Annotated in this window: 13 protein-coding genes; 3 read left to right on the top strand and 10 right to left on the bottom strand. The window is 74.9% G+C overall.

Annotated features, from left to right (window positions below; translation table 11 throughout):
* Positions 1–150: 150 nt before the first annotated feature.
* From AB0C99_RS12200 to AB0C99_RS12185, 4 genes are all read right to left on the bottom strand, one after another.
* Positions 151–3,966, bottom strand: coding sequence for a helix-turn-helix domain-containing protein (locus AB0C99_RS12200; protein ID WP_362473278.1), 3,816 nt, complete (start codon positions 3,964–3,966; stop codon positions 151–153).
* 303 nt (positions 3,967–4,269) lie between these two features.
* A complete protein-coding gene (locus AB0C99_RS12195; protein WP_362473275.1) occupies positions 4,270–5,553 on the bottom strand; it encodes a ribonuclease D in 1,284 nt (427 codons plus the stop codon).
* A gap of 249 nt (positions 5,554–5,802) precedes the next feature.
* Positions 5,803–6,468 (bottom strand): response regulator transcription factor, encoded by a 666-nt coding sequence (locus AB0C99_RS12190; RefSeq protein ID WP_017242457.1) that lies wholly within the window; start codon positions 6,466–6,468, stop codon positions 5,803–5,805.
* Between the two features lie 259 nt (positions 6,469–6,727).
* On the bottom strand, positions 6,728–7,432 hold the full coding sequence (locus AB0C99_RS12185; RefSeq protein ID WP_362473272.1) for a DUF3000 domain-containing protein: 705 nt from the start codon (positions 7,430–7,432) through the stop codon (positions 6,728–6,730).
* Positions 7,433–7,523: 91 nt separating this feature from the next.
* Between AB0C99_RS12185 and hemE the strand changes: the two genes are divergently transcribed.
* Complete coding sequence (hemE, locus tag AB0C99_RS12180) at positions 7,524–8,600, top strand: uroporphyrinogen decarboxylase (RefSeq protein WP_362473269.1); 1,077 nt, start codon at positions 7,524–7,526, stop codon at positions 8,598–8,600.
* 158 nt (positions 8,601–8,758) lie between these two features.
* Here the strand turns inward: hemE and AB0C99_RS12175 are convergent, their stop codons facing one another.
* Both AB0C99_RS12175 and AB0C99_RS12170 read right to left on the bottom strand, forming a co-directional pair.
* Positions 8,759–10,132 carry an FAD-dependent oxidoreductase gene (locus AB0C99_RS12175; protein WP_362473266.1) on the bottom strand — a complete coding sequence of 458 codons (1,374 nt, stop codon included), beginning with the start codon at positions 10,130–10,132 and terminating at the stop codon, positions 8,759–8,761.
* 26 nt (positions 10,133–10,158) lie between these two features.
* Complete coding sequence (locus tag AB0C99_RS12170; protein WP_362473263.1) at positions 10,159–11,205, bottom strand: DUF4349 domain-containing protein; 1,047 nt, start codon at positions 11,203–11,205, stop codon at positions 10,159–10,161.
* A gap of 138 nt (positions 11,206–11,343) precedes the next feature.
* Here AB0C99_RS12170 and hemG point away from each other — a divergent pair, with 138 nt between their 5' ends.
* On the top strand, positions 11,344–12,807 hold the full coding sequence (gene hemG, locus AB0C99_RS12165) for a protoporphyrinogen oxidase (protein ID WP_362473260.1): 1,464 nt from the start codon (positions 11,344–11,346) through the stop codon (positions 12,805–12,807).
* Between the two features lie 17 nt (positions 12,808–12,824).
* Positions 12,825–13,538, top strand: a complete 714-nt coding sequence (hemQ, locus tag AB0C99_RS12160; RefSeq protein WP_362473257.1) for a hydrogen peroxide-dependent heme synthase — start codon at positions 12,825–12,827, stop codon at positions 13,536–13,538.
* Positions 13,539–13,560: 22 nt separating this feature from the next.
* Here hemQ and AB0C99_RS12155 read toward each other — a convergent pair whose 3' ends face one another.
* The 4 genes from AB0C99_RS12155 to AB0C99_RS12140 all read right to left on the bottom strand — a co-directional run bounded on the left by AB0C99_RS12155 (position 13,561) and on the right by AB0C99_RS12140 (position 18,632).
* Positions 13,561–15,255, bottom strand: a complete 1,695-nt coding sequence (locus AB0C99_RS12155) for an alpha/beta fold hydrolase (protein ID WP_362473255.1) — start codon at positions 15,253–15,255, stop codon at positions 13,561–13,563.
* A 124-nt stretch (positions 15,256–15,379) separates the two neighbouring features.
* On the bottom strand, positions 15,380–16,240 hold the full coding sequence (locus AB0C99_RS12150; protein WP_362473252.1) for a TIGR04222 domain-containing membrane protein: 861 nt from the start codon (positions 16,238–16,240) through the stop codon (positions 15,380–15,382).
* A complete protein-coding gene (locus AB0C99_RS12145) occupies positions 16,177–17,223 on the bottom strand; it encodes a TIGR04222 domain-containing membrane protein (RefSeq protein ID WP_362473249.1) in 1,047 nt (348 codons plus the stop codon). Before AB0C99_RS12145 ends, AB0C99_RS12150 begins: the two co-directional genes overlap by 64 nt.
* A complete protein-coding gene (locus AB0C99_RS12140; RefSeq protein WP_362473246.1) occupies positions 17,220–18,632 on the bottom strand; it encodes a DUF692 family multinuclear iron-containing protein in 1,413 nt (470 codons plus the stop codon). Before AB0C99_RS12140 ends, AB0C99_RS12145 begins: the two co-directional genes overlap by 4 nt.
* Positions 18,633–18,670: the final 38 nt, after the last annotated feature.

Here is an 18,670-nt window from a genome sequence, read left to right as displayed (position 1 = left end):
CTGCCCGGCACGCGCCTAAGCGCGCGCTTGCTCCCCCATGCTACTTGCGGGTAACCGCACTGCCCAGTCCCCCCGCGCCAAGCGGCGAAGGTCACATCGCGCGACGGTACCCGGACGCGGCGCCGACGCGCCCTCCGCCGTACGGCCCGATCATTTTGTGCCGCCCGAGAGTGGCGCTTCTCCGCCGCGCCACACGCTGCGGATGCGGGTGAGCAGCTGCCGCAGGGCAGTGTCGTGGACCAGCGGCAGAAGGGCATCGACGTCCGTGGCCCTCAGCCGCCCCAGCGAGGCGAGGTCCAGCGTCAGCAGAAGTGGCTCCGCGTGCTCGGCCAGCCAGTCCGTCCGGCCGAGCTCCCGGGCGAGACGCAGGAGCCCGACGGTGAGGAAGGGGCGTTCGGTGGGCGGAGCGCCAGACAGCGCCACGGCATGCCGACTGAGGGTTCCGTCCGTCGTGCCCGACGCGGTGTGCCGCCACACCTGGGTCGTGTCTGCTTGGGCGATGACAGCGGCGAGGCCCTGATGCCGTTCGGCTCCCCACAGGAAGTCGCTCAGGCGCGCGGCCGCCAAGTCCAGTTCCGGCTGAGGCACATCGGGACGGCCCACGAGACTGTGGACGCAGCCGATGAGCATGCGCCAGACAGGCACGAGGCGATGCCGGTCCGCGGACGTCACAGCCGGCAATGTCAGGGCCCTGAGCAGGGCCAAGACGGTGGGCCCGGGTAGCACGGCGGCGTCCTCCGTGAGCTGTCGTGCCAGGATCTCCGACATCTTTGGGCGATCCTCCTCGGACAGGTGTGGCAGCATCGCGAGGAGATCGGCATATGCGGCGGTGACGTCCCCGGCCTTCTGCCGTCCACCGCTCACCAGATTGGTGAGGGCGTGGGCCGAGGACCGGACGTCACCCGCAGGATCGGCCACGTACGTCCTCAGGGCGCCGGGCAGGCGGCTGAGCAGTGGGACGAGTGCGTGGAATAGCTCCGCCGCGTCCGCGTCCCCCAGGAACGTGACCCGCCGGGCCAGCTCAGCCACGGATCGTGCATCAGGCGTGTGGAATCCACCGGCCCGGGACGTTGGCACGGCAACGGACCAGGCCGAATCGGTCTCCGCCGAGCCTTCCGCTCGCAAGCCGATCCACCGTTCACGCAGCCCTCCGGCGCGCCGCACGGCGAGGAACCTGGTGAAGGACGTCCACGAGGCGTCGCTGAACTGGGATCGCCACAGATGGCTCCAGCGGGCCCACGCATCCGCGACGAGTTGGGTCCCGGGCAGGAACGAGGCGAGATCGAGCTCTCCCGCGACCACGACGCAGAGCAGGAGCAGGTTGGCGCCGTAGACCGCGTCGCGTTCGACGGCGCTCTGGGGGATCGGCCGGTAGGCGATGTCCGTGCCACGCCCGTTGTCGTCGTGCGCCTTCGCGAACAACCCCCGCAGCAGTCGGACCAAGGCGTCACGGCGCGCTTCGCCGCTGGTGGTCAGCAGCCCGTGTACGTGGCGCACCACTTCCACCCGGTCGGTGAGCGGTACCACAGACAGGAGGGCGCGCAGCGGACGGTCGTCCAGATCCTGAGCCTCGGGGGCAGCCGTGTCCAGCAGACCGGTGAGTTTGCTACAGAGCAGCCGCGCCGCGAGGTGCTCACCGAAGGTCGCGTGGAGGAACTCGTAGGTGCGAAGCTCCTCCTCCGCGACCACGGCCTGCGACTCGTGGACGAAGAAGAAACGGCCGAAGACGAGCGGCGAGCCACTGCTCTCCAACAGCTCCGCGAGGTCCCGTTCGGCGTCGGTCGCCGTGATGCTCTGGCTGCGGCGATGGAACATGCCGGTCGCGATGGCCCCGAGACGGCGTAGCTCCGTCTCCACGGCGATGGCCTCCGTGACGTCTGGCAGCGAGCCGGACAGTTTTACGACCTCCCGCCGGACGAACTCCTCCAGTAGCGTCTCGTAGACCTCGACGCGCTCCCGGCCGAGCTCCCGGTGGAGGCGCAGTGGATTCCCCGCCGCGTCGTACAACGCGAGCATGAGCAGGAGCAGCGGCTGCCGTGCGAGATCCTCGTGAGGATGCACGACCTCCCAGGTGAGTGGTTGGAGGCTCCGCTCCCTGAAGTACCGGTTGTTCGCCGCGGCCCAGATGTCCAGCCATCGCGTGATGTGTTGCTCGCCGAACGGCTCCAGCCGCACCACAGTGGCAGTGGCCGGCAGATGTGCCCGGTCGGCGACGACGGTCCGGCTCGTGACCACGACGACCGTGGGGCGGCCCCACTGCGCCTCCCTGGACTGCAAGCGTTCGATCTCGTCGAGGTAGCCCCACAGTCGTTCGCGGCCGCGGCCCTGCGCGCCGGCCTGAAGCAGTTCGTCGAAGCCGTCGAGCAGGACGACACGGACGACACCCGACGCCTCGTTCACCACGTCGGGCCACGGCGTGCGGCGCCCTGTGGCCCGTGCCATCGCCTGCTCGATCTGCTCCTGTACATCCAGGTCTGCGGACACATGGCGCAACTCCACTCGGATGAGGAAGAACTCCTCCTCGGGTAGATGAGCCTCCAAGAGCCGGGTCAGCAGCGACTTCCCGGATCCGGGGTGTCCGAGCACCAGGAGCGGGGCCCGCACAGCCCGCTCGGTGAGCAGGTACGCGGCCAGGAAGGTGGCGAGGTCCTCGCGCACCGGCTGGCGTTCCCACCACTCGTCACTGGCCAGGTGGCGATTCTCCGGGCGGGGGGCGAAGCGGAAGGAAGGGGCCACGTAACCGTCGGCGAGCGAGGGGATCACGAGTCCCGAGACGTCGACGGGAGCGATCGGGTCACGCAGCCGTGCCCGCGCGCGTCCTCGTGGATGCCCGCCTCCGGCGAAGTCGCTCAGCAGTGACCCGAGCCTCCCCAGTCCCGTCCTGTCCGCGCGTGTCGGGGGCTCGTCCTCGTCGGCGGGCACCAGCATGCTGTCGGACGTCAAGCCGAACTCAGGGCAGGACCAGGCCAGCTCGGACACCAAGGCGTCGTACCTGCGCATCGCTGTCCGTGCGATCCGCTCGGCCGAGGGGGAGTCGGCAATGGCGGGCCGACAGACGACGGCGCCTGCCGCGCGGTACGAGGACATCAGCTCTGCGCGCAGCTCGGCGGGATCCCGGGTCCGGAAGGAGCCGAGGTCGACCTGGCCGAGTTCGTGGAGGGCGTCCGTCATGACGTCTGCCGGACCCGCACCCCAGTCCTCGGACGGGGTGATGTCCGCTCGGGCCACCGTCTCGCAGAACGCCGCGACATGGACCAGTACGTCGGCGGCACAGAGCAGGGCAGTCCGTTCCATGCCGAAGGTGCCGCGGACACGGCTTCCGTACCCGCTCAGCAGCCGGTGGACGTCGGCCGGTGGTGATCCGTCCAGGGCCAGTGGCGCGAGCAGTGCGTCGATGAAGCCGTCGAGACGCGCACGTCCCGAGGCCAGGATCGCCACTGCGCCGGCCACGTCACGATGGTCCTCGTCGAACCACGCCCACAGATCGATTTCGGCGGAGCGAGGGCGCCGCGGCCTCTCGACGATCACTCTGTCGGCGACGACCTCCAGTTCCGCATGGCGGGCACGCCAGTACGCCGGGTCGAGCGAGAGGCCGGACCGCTCTCGGGTCCGCGAGTGCTTCCCGCAGTACTGGACGATTCCGAGTACGTCGTCCAACCGAGGCGGCGTGGAGCGCCGGCCGCTCAAGAGTTCGGAGACGGTGGACTCGCTTCGGCCCAGGGCCCGTGCGATGCCCGACTGCGACACGTTGTGCGTCTCGACGAGGTGACGTAGCGCGGCACAGAAATGCGCGACGGCGCTTGGACCTCCTTCAGTCACGAACTGGCCCCCCGGCTTCGGACGACTGCGGCTCCGGCCGCAGCAGCGTACGGCCTGACCTGCGAGGCCGCCCGGCCCTTCGGAAATCTTCGGAAAAGGAACGGTGTCGAAGTCGGGGCCGCCACAGTCGGGGGTGCGGCGGTACACGACCGTCGCCTCGAAGACGGGAGACCTCCATGCAGTCCTGGCCGCTAATGCTGTTGCTCAACCTGATCGGACTCGGCCCCGTGATGCTGCTGGCCGCGGTCGCGCTGCCAGCCGTGTGGTCCTCCCGGCCAGAGCGCCGCCGTGCCGCCCTCGACGTGCTCACGCGCCTGTCGGGTACCCGACGAAGGCGCTCCCGGGCGGCTCGCCGCCGGTGACACGCCGAAGCCCCCGGACCGGGGTCCGGGGGCTCGTGCTCGGCGGCGGTGTCGGCCGTACTTCGTCAGGTCCGGGCCGGTGGGAGCGTTACGGGTGGGCCTGGAGGGCCGTGGTCAGGAGCGGGGTGACCAGGCCGACCTGCCACGCGCGGGCACCGTGCGCGGTCAGGGCCTCGGCGACCCTGTCCGCGGTGACCGGGGCCGGGGGCTCCCAGCAGACCCGCCGCACGGTGTCCGGGGTGATCAGGTTCTCCTGCGGCAGGTTCAGCTCCTCCGCCAGCGCTGACACCGCGGCGCGCGCCGCCGAGAGCCGGGCCGCGGCGGCCGGGTCCTTGTCGGCCCAGGCGCGCGGCGGCGGGGGACCCGCCGGCTGCTGGCCCGGCTGCGGCAGCTCCGACTCCGGGAGCGCCTTCGCCCGGTCCACGGCCGCCTGCCACTGCTCCAGCTGCCGCTTGCCCATCCGCTGGCCGAAGCCCGGCAGCGCGGACAGCGCGCCCGCGTTCGGCGGCAGCGCGAGGGCCGCCTCCACGATCGCGGAGTCGCTCAGCACCTTGCCGGGGGAGACGTCCCGCCGCTGCGCCACCTTGTCGCGGGCGGTCCACAGCTCGCGGACCACCGCCATCTGGCGGCGCCTGCGCACCTTGTGCATCCCGGAGGTGCGGCGCCAGGGGTCCTTGCGCGGCGGGGCCGGCGGGGCCGAGGCGATGGCGTCGAACTCCTCCAGGGCCCAGCCCAGCTTCCCCTGCCGGTCGAGCTCCTTCTCCAGCGCGTCGCGCAGGTCGACGAGGAGCTCCACGTCGAGCGCGGCGTAGCGCAGCCAGGGCTCGGGCAGCGGGCGGGTGGACCAGTCGACGGCGGAGTGCCCCTTCTCCAGGGCGTAGCCGAGGACGGACTCGACCATCGCGCCGAGGCCGACCCGGGGGAAGCCCGCGAGGCGTCCGGCGAGCTCGGTGTCGAAGAGCCGCGTCGGCACCATGCCTATGTCCCGCAGGCACGGCAGGTCCTGGGTCGCGGCGTGCAAGATCCATTCGGTGCCGGCCAGCGCCTCGCCGAGGGCCGTCAGGTCCGGGCAGCCGACCGGGTCGATCAGCGCGGTGCCCGCGCCCTCGCGGCGGAGCTGGACGAGATAGGCGCGCTGTCCGTAGCGGTAGCCGGAGGCGCGCTCGGCGTCCACGGCCACGGGGCCCCGGCCGGCCGCGAAGGCGGCGACGACCTCGGCGAGGGCCTCGGCGGTCTCCACGACGGGCGGCACGCCCTCGCGGGGTTCGAGCAACGGGATCGGCAGCCCATTCGCAGGGACGTCGTCGTCCGAGGGGGCGCCCCCGGTGGTTCGCAGCGCTGTGTCGCTAGCGGTGTCTTGGGCGTCGGTCACCTGTCAAGGGTATCTGCGAATGGCAAGCACCCGCCGACGGAACGGCCGGAACGACCGGGGTGGTCGCGCCGGAGGGAACGTTCCGTCGACAGGTGCCGGGGGTTTGTCCACTCTGGAGAGCCTGTCGTGCGCTGTCGGGCCCTCGGGGCTCGGCGCTTCAGCGGCTCAGGGCTTCGGGGCGGGGAGGGAGAGGGGTGGGGAGGGGGTGGGGAGGGGGAGTGAGGGGACGGAGGGAGAGGGGCGTGCCGCTCAGTGGATGATCCCGGTGCGCAGGGCCACGGCGACCATGCCGGCCCGGTCACCGGTGCCCAGCTTGCGGGCGATGCGGGCGAGGTGGCTCTTCACGGTCAGGGCGGACAGCCCCATGGAGACGCCGATCGCCTTGTTGGACTGGCCCTCGGCCACCAGCCGGAGCACCTCGACCTCACGGCCGGAGAGCTCGCGGTAGCCGCCCGGGTGGCTCGGGGCACCCGGGGGGCGGCGGTGGCCGAGGCGGGCCGCGGCGGAGCCGATGGGGGCGGCGCCGGGGCGGGTCGGGTGGCCGATGTTGGTACGCGTACCGGTGACGACATAGCCCTTGACGCCGCCCGCGAGGGCGTTGCGCACGGCGCCGATGTCGTCGGCGGCGGACAGGGCCAGGCCGTTGGGCCAGCCCGCCGCGCGGGTCTCGGACAGCAGGGTGAGCCCGCTGCCGTCGGGGAGGTGGACGTCGGCCACGCAGATGTCGCGCGGGTTGCCGACGCGGGGGCGGGCCTCCGCGATGGACGACGCCTCGATGACGTCGCGCACGCCGAGCGCCCACAGGTGGCGGGTGACGGTGGAGCGGACGCGCGGGTCGGCCACGACGACCATGGCGGTCGGCTTGTTCGGGCGGTAGGCGACCAGGCTTGCGGGCTGCTCGAGGAGAACGGACACCAGGCCTCCTGGGAGGGTGCGGGACGGAGCCGGCTCGGGGAAGAAGCCGGGGGCGAACCCGTGCTGTGAAGGGGTCACTGACTCCTTCGGCAGCTGGGCCGCCCGCCTTTAGAGAAAGATCACGATTTGGTGAGTAATAATTGGGGCAATTCGGACGCGTGATCGATCATCGTACGAGCCGTACGCGCCGCGCGACAGGATCTGTCCGGAAATCGACGTTCCGCACGGGGTGGCGACCCCATTCGCGCGCCTCGGACTGCTAGGGCTGCTGCGGCCCGCGCCGCTGCGGCAGCGAGACGACGCCCGCGCCCGAGGTGGTCCCCGCCCCCGGATCGGCCGGCGACGGCGGCAGGCCCGCGACCTGGCAGAGCAGGTCGCACCAGGCCGCCAGGTGCGCCCCGGTGTCCGGCACCCCGGCCGCGCCCTCCCGGGGCGTCCACGAGGCGCGGATCTCGATCTGGGTCGCCGGGCGCCGCTCCGCCAGCCCGCCGAAGTAGTGCGAACCCGCCATCGTGACGGTCCCGCTCGCCTCCCCGTACGCCAGACCGCGCGCCTCGAACGCCCCGGTCAGCCAGGACCAGCAGACCTCCGGCAGCAGTGGATCGGCGGCCATCTCCGGCTCCAGCTCGGCCCTGACCAGCGTCACCAGCCGGAAGGTGCCCTTCCACGCCTCGTGCCCGGCCGGGTCGTGCAGCAGCACGAGCCGCCCGTCCGCCAGATCGTCCTCGCCGTCCACCACGGCCGCCTCCAGGGCGTACGCGTACGGGGCGAGCCGCTGCGGCGGCCGGGTCGGATCGACCTCGATCTCCGGCCGCAGCCGGGCCGTGCGCAGCCCCTCGACCGCCCGCCCGAACGCGGGAGGCACCGGGTTCTTCTCCGTGGGGTCCACCCTGTCGCCCGCCGTCTTCTCCGTCCCTCGAATGCCGTCGGAATGATCGGAAAAATGTCCCTGAGCCGCAGCCATGCGGGGAAGAGTAGGCGGAACGGGGCCCGTGCGCAGGGAGGGACACCCGCGCCGGGCGAGCGGCTTCTCGCCACATGCGAAGATTCTGGGCGTGAGCGCCATTGACAGCCCGAAGGGCCAGCAGACGAAGCACCAGCCGCAGACGTACGACTCCGCGTTCCTCAAGGCGTGCCGCCGGGAGCCGGTGCCGCACACGCCGGTCTGGTTCATGCGGCAGGCCGGGCGGTCGCTGCCCGAGTACCTCAAGGTCCGCGAGGGCATCCCGATGCTCGAGTCGTGCATGCGGCCCGAGCTGGTCACCGAGATCACCCTGCAGCCCGTGCGCCGCCACAAGGTCGACGCCGCGATCTACTTCAGCGACATCGTCGTCCCGCTGAAGGCCATCGGCATCGACCTCGACATCAAGCCCGGTGTCGGCCCCGTCGTCGCCGACCCGATCCGCACCCGCGCCGACCTGGCCCGGCTGCGCGACCTGACCCCCGAGGACGTGCACTACGTCACCGAGGCCATCGGGATGCTGACCGGCGAGCTCGGCGCCACCCCGCTCATCGGCTTCGCCGGCGCGCCGTTCACCCTCGCGAGCTACCTCGTCGAGGGCGGCCCGTCCCGCAGCCACGAGCACACCAAGGCCCTCATGTACGGCGACCCGCAGCTGTGGGCCGACCTGCTCGACCGCCTCGCCGAGATCACCTCCGCCTTCCTCAAGGTGCAGATCGAGGCCGGCGCCTCCGCCGTCCAGCTCTTCGACTCCTGGGTCGGCGCGCTGGCCCCCGCCGACTACCGGCGCTCGGTCATGCCCGCCTCCGCGAAGGTGTTCGACGCGGTCGCCTCGTACGGCGTCCCGCGCATCCACTTCGGCGTCGGCACCGGCGAGCTGCTCGGCCTCATGGGCGAGGCGGGCGCGGACGTCGTCGGCGTCGACTGGCGCGTCCCGCTCGACGAGGCCGCCCGCCGCGTCGGCCCCGGCAAGGCGCTCCAGGGCAACCTGGACCCGGCCGTGCTCTTCGCCTCCCGCGAGGTCGTCGAGGAGAAGGCCGACGAGGTCCTCGCCGCCGCGAAGGGCCTGGAGGGCCACGTCTTCAACCTGGGCCACGGCGTCATGCCCGCGATGGACCCGGACGCCCTGACCCGCCTGGTCGAGCACGTGCACACCCGCACCGCCGTCTGATCCGCCCCGCGCCCGCGACGGCCGTCCCCGTACCCCGGGGACGGCCGTCGCGCGCGTACGGGGGACCGGGCCCGTAAGCCCGCGGGAGCCCGTAGACCCGCCTGCCCGCCCGTAACCCCGCTCCCGGGCCCGCCGGGCGCGTCACGGGCCCCGTCCGCTCAGCCCGCCGCCCGCACCGCCGCCACCGCCTTGCGGGCCGCCACCAGGACCGGGTCCCACACCGGGGAGAACGGCGGCGCGTACCCCAGGTCCAGGGCCGTCATCGCCTCCACCGTCATCCCCGCCGTGAGCGCCACCGCCGCGACGTCCACCCGCTTCGCCGCGCCCTCCCGGCCCACGATCTGCACCCCGAGCAGCCGCCCGGTGCGCTTCTCGGCCAGCATCTTCACCGTCATCGGCGCCGCCCCCGGGTAGTAGCCCGCCCGGCTCGTCGACTCGATGGTCACCGTCACGTACCGCAGCCCCACCGCGCGGGCGTCCTTCTCCCGCAGCCCGGTCCTGGCGATCTCCAGGTCGCACACCTTCGACACCGCCGTGCCGACCACCCCGGGGAAGGTCGCGTAGCCGCCGCCCACGTTGGAGCCGATGACCTGGCCGTGCTTGTTGGCGTGGGTGCCCAGCGGGACGTGCCGCTCCCGCCCCGACACCAGGTCCAGGACCTCGACGCAGTCGCCGCCCGCCCAGATGTCCTCGTGCCCCCGCACCCGCATCGCCAGGTCCGTCAGCAGCCCGCCGTGCGCGCCCAGCGGCAGCCCCGCCGCCCGCGCCAGCGAGGTCTCCGGCACCACGCCCATGCCGAGCACCACCACGTCCGCCGGGTACTCGCCCGCGTCCGTCGCCACCGCCCGGACCCGGCCGTCCGCGCCGGTCAGGATCTTCGTCACCGCCGCCGAGCCGACCGTCGTGATGCCGAGGCCGTCCATCGCCGCGTGCACCAGCCGCCCCATGTCCGGGTCGAGCGTCGCCATCGGCTGCTCGCCCCGGTTCAGGACCGTCACCTCGAAGCCGCGGCCGAGCAGCGCCTCCGCCATCTCCACGCCGATGTACCCGGCGCCCACGACCACCGCCCGCCGGCCCCGGGCCAGACCCAGCGAGTCCAGCAGCGCCTGCCCGTCGTCCAGGGTCTGCACCCCGTGCACCCCCGGCGCGTCGATGCCCGGCAGCGGCGGGCGCAGCGGGCGGGCGCCGGTCGCGATCACCAGCTTGTCGTAGCCGGTCCAGCCCTCCGCGCCCGACTCCAGGTCCCGGGCCAGCACCCGCCGCCCGGCCACGTCGAGCGCGGTCACCTCGGTGCGGGTCCGCAGGTCGATGTCCCGGGCCCGGTGCTCCTCGGGGCTGCGGGCGATCAGCTCGTCCCGGGCCGTGACGTCGCCGCCGACCCAGTACGGGATGCCGCAGGCCGAGTAGGAGCTGAAGTGCCCCCGCTCGAAGGCGACGATCTCCAGCTCCCCGGGCCCCTTGAGCCGACGCGCCTGGGACGCGGCGGACATGCCCGCCGCGTCCCCGCCGATGACCACCAGTCGTTCCGTCATGCGCCCACGCTACGACGGGACGGGGATCAGGGGGCGGTCTCCTCCTCGTCCGGCGCCTCGGAAGCCCCGGGACCCTCGGCGGGCCGCGCCGGGCCCGGCACGCCGGACGCCGTCCGCGCGTCGGGCCTCGGCCACGGCTGGTACGGCCCCGCGGGGTACGGCCCGCCCGGCTGCGGCTGCGGCTTCGGCCGCCGGGGCAGCCGGGGCCGGATCACCCGCCGCCACAGGACGAAGCCCACGAGGAGCAGCAGCAGCCACGGCGCGAGCGCGGCGAGCACCACCAGGGTCCAGGCGAGCGCCGCGACCAGCGCGCTCCAGCCGCCGTCGAGCGCGTCCAGGAAACCGGGCCGGTCGTCCTCGTCCGCCGCGACGGCATCCGGCTGCCGCAGCTCCAGGGTGATCGTCGCCAGCGTCGTGCTGTCCTTCAGCGCCGCCTGCTGCGCCAGCAGCGACTCCAGGTCCGCCTGGCGGCGGCTCAGCTCCGCCTCCAGGGTCACCACGTCGCTCAGCGCCGTCGCCTTGTCCATCAGCGCCCGCACCCGCGCCACGCTCGCCCGCTGGGTCGCGATCCGGCTCTCCACGTCCACCACCTGGCCGGTGACGTCCTTGGCCTCCGCCTTGCGCGACAGCAGCTTGCCGGAGCCCGCGAGTTCGGTGAGGACGGAGTCGTACCGCTCCTCGGGGACGCGGAGCACCACCCGGGAGGTCACATGGGTGTCGTCGATCCGCTCGGTCGTCTCGCCCTCGACGTGGCCGCCCGCCGCCGTGGCCGTCCGCCGGGCGGCGGCCAGCGCCTTGACGGTGTCGTCGACCTCGACGGCCATGTCGGCCGTCCGGATCACGTGCTGCCGCGCGACCTGCGCGGGCGCCCTGCTCCCCGGCTTGGCGTCCGGCGCCTTCTCCGCGCCCGCGGCGCCCGCCCCGGGGCCCTCGTAGGCCGGCTTCTGCGCGCCGGTGTCCGACTGCGCCGTCGAGGAGTCGCTCCCGCCCGCGCCGGCGCAGCCGGTCAGCAGCAGACCGCCCGCCAGCAGCGCCGCCGCGACCGTTCTTCCCCTGTTTCGCGTACCTCGCATACGTGACCCCCCAAGGCCGTTGATTCCGTTGCCCGTTTGACGAAGCGGACCCGCCTCGGGTTGCCGTCCGCCGGTCGCGAAGCGGTCACGGTCCGGCCTCGGAACGGGCGGGCGTGGGCGATTTGAGAGAGTGGTCCCATGAACGCGAACGCGCAGCCCACGGGCGGACCGGACGTCGTCGTCATCGGAGGCGGCATCACCGGCCTGGCCGCCGCCCACCGCCTCGTCACCTCCGGCGCGAGAGTCACCCTCCTCGAAGCGGGCGGCCGGCTCGGCGGCAAGCTGCTCGCCGGGGAGATCGCGGGCGCCCCCGTCGACCTCGGCGCCGAGTCCCTGCTGGCCCGCCGCCCCGAGGCCGTCGCGCTCGCGGAGCGGGTCGGCCTCGCCGACCGCCTCCTGGCCCCCGCCACCGCCACCGCCTCCGTCTGGTCCCGGGGCGAGCTGACGCCCATGCCCAAGGGCCACGTCATGGGCGTCCCCGCCGACGGCGCCGCCCTCGCCGGGCTGCTCTCCGCGGAGGGCGTCGCCCGCGTCGCCCGCGACGCCGTACTCCCGCCGACCGAGATCGGCGAGGACATCGCCATCGGCGCGTACGTCGCCGAGCGCATGGGCCACGAGGTCGTCGACCGGCTCGTCGAACCGCTCCTCGGCGGCGTCTACGCGGGCGACGCCTACCGCATCTCCATGAAGGCCGCCGTCCCCGCCCTCTTCGAGGCCGCCCGCGCCCACGGCACCCTCGCCGAGGCCGTCCGCGCCGTCCAGCGGGCCGGCGCCGCCGTCCCCGCCGACCCGGCGGGCGCCGCCACCGGCCTCGGCGGCGCCGTCTTCGCCGGCATCCGCGGCGGCGTCGGCACCCTGCCCGGCGCCGTCGCCGACGCGATCCGCGCCGCCGGCGGCGAGATCCACACCGGCACCCCGGTCACCGCCCTGCGCCGCACCGGCCCGCGCGGCTGGCAGGTGGTCACCGCCGACCGGGTCCGCACCCCCGACGCCGTCGTCCTCGCCACCCCCGCCGGACCCGCCGCCGCGCTCCTCGCCGGACTCGCGCCCGCCGCCGCCGAGGAGCTCGCCGCCGTCGAGTACGCCTCGATGGCCCTGGTCACCCTCGCCTTCCGGCGCGCCGATGCCACCGGCCTGCCGCCCGGCTCCGGCTTCCTCGTGCCGCCCGTCGACGGGCACACGATCAAGGCGTCCACCTTCTCCAGCCAGAAGTGGTCCTGGGTCGCCGAGTCCGCCCCCGACCTCTTCGTGCTGCGCACCTCCGTCGGCCGGCACGGCGAGGAGGAGCAGCTGGGCCGCGAGGACGCCGACCTCGTCGACGTCTCCCTCAAGGACCTGGCCGCCGCCACCGGCCTCACCGCCCGGCCCGTCGCCTCCACCGTGACCCGCTGGACCGGCGGCCTGCCGCAGTACCCGGTCGGCCACCTCGCCCGGATCGCCCGGGTCCGCGCCGCCGTCGCCGGGCTGCCCGGACTGCGCCTCGCGGGCGCCGCGTACGAGGGTGTCGGCATCCCCGCCTGCGTCGCCTCGGGGCAGCGCGCGGCCGACGAGATCATCGCCACGTCCGAAACGGCCGACCCTGGTGCGGGGCACTCTTCGTGACGGGCGAGAATAGGCGCATGAGTGCGCCCGAAAAGATCCCGAACGCCGGTAAGAAGGCGAAGGACCTCAACGAGGTCATCCGCTACACCCTGTGGTCCGTCTTCAAGCTGCGCGACAACCTGCCCGAGGACCGCGCCGGCTACGCCGACGAGGTCCAGGAGCTGTTCGACCAGCTCGCCGCCAAGGACGTCACGGTCCGCGGCACGTACGACCTGTCCGGTCTGCGCGCCGACGCCGACGTGATGATCTGGTGGCACGCCGAGACGAGCGACGAGCTCCAGGAGGCGTACAGCCTCTTCCGCCGCACCCGCCTGGGCCGCGCCCTGGAGCCGGTCTGGTCGAACATGGCGCTGCACCGCCCCGCCGAGTTCAACAAGTCGCACATCCCGGCCTTCCTGGCCGACGAGAACCCCCGCGACTACGTCTCGGTCTACCCCTTCGTGCGCTCCTACGACTGGTACCTGCTGCCGGACGAGGACCGCCGCCGGATGCTCGCCGACCACGGCAAGATGGCCCGCGGCTTCCCGGACGTGCGAGCCAACACGGTCGCCTCGTTCTCGCTCGGCGACTACGAGTGGATCCTGGCCTTCGAGGCCGACGAGCTGCACCGCATCGTCGACCTGATGCGCCACCTGCGGGCCTCCGAGGCGCGGATGCACGTCCGCGAAGAGGTCCCGTTCTACACCGGCCGCCGCCGCAGCGTGGCGGACCTGGTGGCCGGCCTGGCCTGACGGCCGGCCCCACCGAACCCGGTCACCGCCCCGCGCCCAGCCGGGCGGCGACCCCTCGACCCGGAAGATCAGACGGCCTGCGGAGCTCCGCCTGCCGTTCCAGCGACACCGGGTCCGGCTCCGGGTGCGGCGCGCACGACGCGCGCCGCACCGGCGTCCCTCCCGACGGCTCCGCCGTCCCGCCGGGCACCGCCCCGGTGAGCAGATAGCGCTCCAGATACGCGTTGACGCACGCGTTGCTCCCGCCGCCGATGCCGTGGGTGCCCGCGTCCCGCTCGGTGACCAGCGCCGCGCCCCACAGCCTGCGCTCCAGCTCCCGCGCCCCCTCGTACGGGGCCGCCGCGTCCCGCTCCGCCGCCAGGATCAGCACCGGCGGCAGCACCCCGGGACCGGTCCGCACGTCCGGCGGCGTCTGCCGGGGCGCCTTCCAGTACGCGCAGGGCAGATTGGCCCACACGTTGTCCCAGGTCTCGAACGGGGCCAGCCGCGCGAGCCGGGTGTTGTCCCGGTCCCACCGCGCGAACTCCTCAGGCCAGGGCGCGTCGTTGCACTCCACCGCCGTGTAGACGGCCGCCGCGTTCCCCGGGTCGCCGCCCTCGGCCTCCCCGCTGCGCGGCGCCTCGGCGGGGCCCGCCTGGGCGAGCAGCGGCTTCGGGTCGCCCTTCAGGTACGCGCCGAGGGCGCCCGCGCGGGCGGGCCAGAAACGGTCGTCGTACAGCGCCTGGAGCATCGCCCCGTGCAGCTGCCCCGGACCGACCCGCCCGCCCGCGGGGGCGGCGGCCAGCTCGACCCGGACCTTCTCGTAGTTCTCGGCCACCTCGGCCCGGGTGGCGCCGAGCCCGTACACGGCGTCGTGCTTCGCCGCCCAGCCGCGGAAGTCGGCCCAGCGGCGCTCGAACGCCAGCGACTGGTCGAGGTTGTTGGCGTACCAGATCTGCCGGGGCGCCGGGTTCACCGGCGCGTCGAAGACCATCCGGCGCACCCGGTGCGGGAAGAGCGTGGCGTACAGGGCGCCGAAGTACGTGCCGTAGGAGGCGCCCATGTACGTGAGCCGGGGCTCGCCGAGCGCCGCCCGCAGCACCTCCAGGTCGCGGGCGTTGTTCAGCGAGTGGTAGTGCCGCAGCGCCGCGCCGGTGCGCCGGGCGCAGCCCTGGGCGTACGTGGTGGCACGGGCGATCCGCTCCTTCTTGAAGACCTCGGAGGGCAGCGTCGGCGCGAGGGTCGGGCCCTTGGCCCGGTCGGCCGGGTCCTGGCAGGAGACCGGCGCCGAGCGGCCCACCCCGCGCGGGGCGTAGCCGACCAGGTCGTAGGCGGCGGCGATCCGCTGCCAGGTGGGGAGCCCGGCGGCCAGCGGGAAGTACGTGGAGGAGGCGCCGGGTCCGCCCGGGTTGTAGACCAGCGCGCCCTGCCGCTCCCCGGTCGCCCGCACCCGGCTGACGGTGAGCGCGATCCGGGTGCCGCCGGGGTCCGCGTAGTCGAGGGGCACCCGTACCGTGCCGCACTCGACGGGGGCGGGCAGGTGCTCGGCCGCCGGGCAGGGCCCGAAGCGGATGCCCTCGGCGGCGGCGGCGCGCGCCGCGAGGGTGGTGCCGCGCGCCTCGGCCGGGGGCGCGTCGAGCCGGGGCGCGGCGCCGGCCGGGGCGACGGCGCCGGGCGCGAGCAGGGCGGGGGCGACGAGGGCGGACAGCAGGAGCGTGTGCAGCGCGGCGGTCCTCATCCGCGCCTCCCTTCGGCCGGTGCGGCGAGCATGCGCGCGGGGCGGGCCGGACCAGGGTCGGTGCGGCCCGGGCCACGGCGGCGTGACGACCAAGGGACCCCGGGGCGCGGGCGAAGTAAAGGACCTACGCCGGGTGTTGCCTGTCATGTACCCGGAAGGCGGCACGCAGCTCGGGCTCCAGCACCCCGGTGCCCCGCTTGGCGAGCGCCGTCAGCGGGTCGGCGAGCGAGAGCCCGGCGAGCAGCCGCCGCCCGGCGGGCGAGGCCCAGCACGCGTAGCCGGGGCTGTCGGCGCGGGCGATCAGCAGGCACAGCCCCGCCGCGAGCAGCGGCAGCGCGAACCAGGCGAGCACCGGCGCCCGCTCGTCCGAGGACACCAGCAGCTCCGCGCCCGTCCCCAGCGCCAGGGTCAGCAGGAACGCGGCGCGCACCGCCCGCGCGCCCGAGGCCACCGAGGCCCGCGCGTCCTCCGGCAGCGCGAGCCCGCGCGCGACCAGGTCCTCGGCCAGCGCCCGTACGCTCGCGTCGTCGGCGACCAGGGGCCGCACCGCCGGGATCCGCGACTGCCCGTCGGGGCCGATCGCCCCGAGCACCGCCCGCTCCAGCTCGTCGCGCCCGCCGGTGTCGGCCATCACCGTCGCCCAGCCGGTGTGCGCGAGCAGCACCATCCTGGCCCGGTGCATGGAGACCAGGGTGAGGTCGGTGACCCGCAGCGGCCCGCCCGCCAGGTAGGCGGCCTCGCTGACGCTGAGCCCGCCGCCGTCCCGGGGCGGGCGGGGGTCGGCCGCCGTGGTGGCCCGGCACACCCGGGCGCAGCTGACACCGCAGACGACGAAGGCGACGAGGAGCAGCGGGACCCAGACCATGACCCGGTTGTACGGGAGGACCGGCCGCCCCGCCACCGGAACGGCCGGTCCCGTGCTCAGGAACTGCTGCCGCAGGAACTGGAGCTGGAGGAACCGCAGGAGCTGGAGGAGGAGCCGCACGAGCCGGAGCCGGAGGAACAGGAGCCGGAGGAACAGGAGCCGGACGAGCCCGCGGAGCAGGAGCCGCCGCCGGAGCACGAGGAGCCCCCGGACGTCCCGGAGCACGAGCTGCCGCCCCCGCAGCCGCCCCCGCCTCCGCTGTCGCCCCCGGCCGCCGCCGCGCACCACACGACCGGGAGCAGGGCGCCGTCGTCGGAGCCGTGGGACCCCGCCGCCCCCGCCGCCGCCGAGCGGGCGCGCGGCGCGGCGCCCCGGACGCGGGCCGCCGCCGCGAGCTGCTCGCGCAGCGCCGGGTCCGGCAGCGCCCGCAGCCCGTACAGCGCGACGAGCGTGCCCGGGTCGCCGTGCCCGGCGTGCAGCCGTCTGAAGGCCGCCGCCGCGGCCCGGCCCGCGGGCGACACCCGGCTCGCCGCCGAGATGCCGCGCACCACGGCGGTGACGATCACGGCGGCGATCACCGGCAGCACCTTGAGGATGAACGGGACCGGGGTCTCCCCGTCCGCGTACTGGACGACCGTGACGACCACCGCGACCGGCAGCATCGCCACCGCCGCGATGCCGAGCCCCAGGCTCCAGCGGATCACCCGGCGCCGGTCGGCGGGCGCGGTGATCAGGCCGCGCGCCGCGAGCCCGTCGCCGGTCGACTGGACCGCCGGGTGCCGCATGACGGCGAGCCGCAGGGTGGCCAGGGCGCCGTGCGGGGCGGCGGCCAGCTCGTCCAGGACGGCCCGCTCGACCGGGTCGTGCGCGACGGGCCGCAGGACCCGGACGATGCCGGGGCCGCCGACCGCGATCCGGCCGTCGGCGCCCAGCGAGGCGAGGGCGGAGTCGACGGTCCTGGCCGGGCCGCCGTTGAGGAACGCGGCCTCGTAGCGGTCGTGGACGGGGCCGCCCGGACCGCGCCGGGCGCGCCGTGCGAGGACGGTCAGCAGGACGAGGGCGGCGGCGCCGCACCCGTAGAAGAGGAGGACGGGCAGGCTCACGGCGCCGTCACCCCCCGTCCGAGCGCGGTGCGGACGCGGTGCGCGAGGCGGGCGGCGGGACCCGGCGGGCGGATGCCCGCCCGCTCGCGCCACCAGGCGGTCAGCGCGCGCCGGGCCGCCGGGTCCGCCGGGCGGCCCGCGACCAGCAGCCCCTCGACGAAGTCCAGGGCGTCGTGGCGGTAGCCGTCGCTCATGGGCCGGTGCCGGGCGTACGCGAGGAACGCGGGGCGGTACCCCGCGCCGAGGATCTCCGGCAGCTCGGGCGCGACCTTCGCCACGATGTCCGCGCGCTTGGCGGCGAGCGACCGGCTCTGCACCCCGAGCCGCCGCGCGTCGAAGCCCTCCGGCGCCGGCGTCCCGGCGACCAGCGCCGACAGCAGCGCCGCCTGGGCGAGACCGACCCGCTGCCGGGCCCCGGCGGGCGCGGTGCCCGGGTCCGTGCCCGGGTCCGTGTGCTGCTCGGGCTCCCGCGCGGGGCTCCGGGGCGCGGGCACCCGCGTACCCCGCGCGGCGGGCGCGGTCGGCCGGGCGGGCATGGCGCCGCCCGAGACCCGGGCGCCGGCGCCGATGAGCAGCGGGCGCGGGCGGGCCGCCGCCAGGGTGCCGCGGATGGCGTCGAGCTCGGCGGCGAGCTCGGCGGGCGCCGGGAAGTTGTCGTCCCGCTCAAGGAGCACACCGGGCGGCGAGACCCGCGAGGCGAGCTCGGCCAGGACGTCCAGGACCGGCCGGGTCACCGGGTGCGCGTGGGTGTCGTGCCAGACCCCGTCCCGCTCCACCCCGCCCGCCACGTGGACGTACGCGATGGCCTCGACGGGCAGTTCGGCGAGCGCCCGCGCGGGGTCCTCGCCGCGGTTGACGCGGTTGGTGTGCAGGTTGGCGACGTCGATGAGGAGCCGTACCCCCGTACGCTCCACCAGCTCCGCCAGGAACCGCCCCTCCGACAGCTCCTCGTCCGGCCAGGAGACGAGGGCCGCGATGTTCTCCAGGGCCAGCGGCACCGGCAGGGCCTCCTGCGCGATCCGGACGTTCTCGCACAGCACGTCGAGCGCGTCCCGGGTGCGGGGCACCGGCAGCAGGTGTCCCGCCTCCAGCGACGGCGACGCGGTCAGCGGGCCCCCGGCGCGGACGAACGCGATGTGCTCGGTCACCAGCGGCGCGCCCAGCAGCTCCGCCTTCCGCGCCAGCGCGGCGAGCCGCCCCGGGTCGGGCCGCGCGGCGCCGCCGAGCCCCAGCGACACCCCGTGCGGGACCACGGTCACGCCGCGGGCCCGCAGCCGCTCCAGGGAGCCGGGCAGATGCCCGTCGCACAGGTTCTCCGCGACGACCTCCACCCACTCGACCCCGTCCAGCGCCTCCACCGCGTCCGCGATCTCGGGGCGCCAGCCGATGCCGATACCGAGTTCCTTCATGTCCCCCCCCCATGTCCCCGTCCACCGGTCCCTGAGTG

Origin of the sequence: Streptomyces sp. NPDC048659, from assembly GCF_040650575.1 — a bacterium.
Lineage (GTDB): Bacteria > Actinomycetota > Actinomycetes > Streptomycetales > Streptomycetaceae > Streptomyces.
The sequence above is the reverse complement of the archived record's forward strand: the minus strand, read 5'-3'. Positions and strand labels throughout refer to the sequence as shown.